Raw genomic sequence first — 207 nt, 5'->3', positions numbered from 1 at the left:
TCCCATGCGCCGCCCGGATATGCAGACCGGGCAACGCTCTGGAACGCCGTAGAAGCTGTAGAGAACCAATGGAACTCCCAGCTTGCCCGGCGCATCGTGCTGGCGTTCCCGGTGGAGGTGCCGAAAGAGCAGTATTTGTCCATGATAAAAGAGTTTTGTCAGGAGCAGTTTGTTTCCAAGGGTATGATTGCTGACTTTGCCATCCAT

The 207-nt window shown here is 54.6% G+C and carries 1 protein-coding gene; it reads left to right on the top strand.

Annotation, left to right across the window (positions count from 1 at the left end; genetic code table 11):
• A partial coding sequence (locus DWY95_RS16720) for a MobA/MobL family protein (protein WP_158577585.1) occupies positions 1 to 207 on the top strand: 207 nt, incomplete at both ends.

Origin of the sequence: Faecalibacterium sp. AF28-13AC (assembly GCF_003478405.1) — a bacterium.
GTDB lineage: Bacteria > Bacillota > Clostridia > Oscillospirales > Ruminococcaceae > Faecalibacterium > Faecalibacterium prausnitzii_E.
Note: the sequence above shows the minus strand (reverse complement) of the source record. Positions and strands in the feature narration are given on the sequence as shown.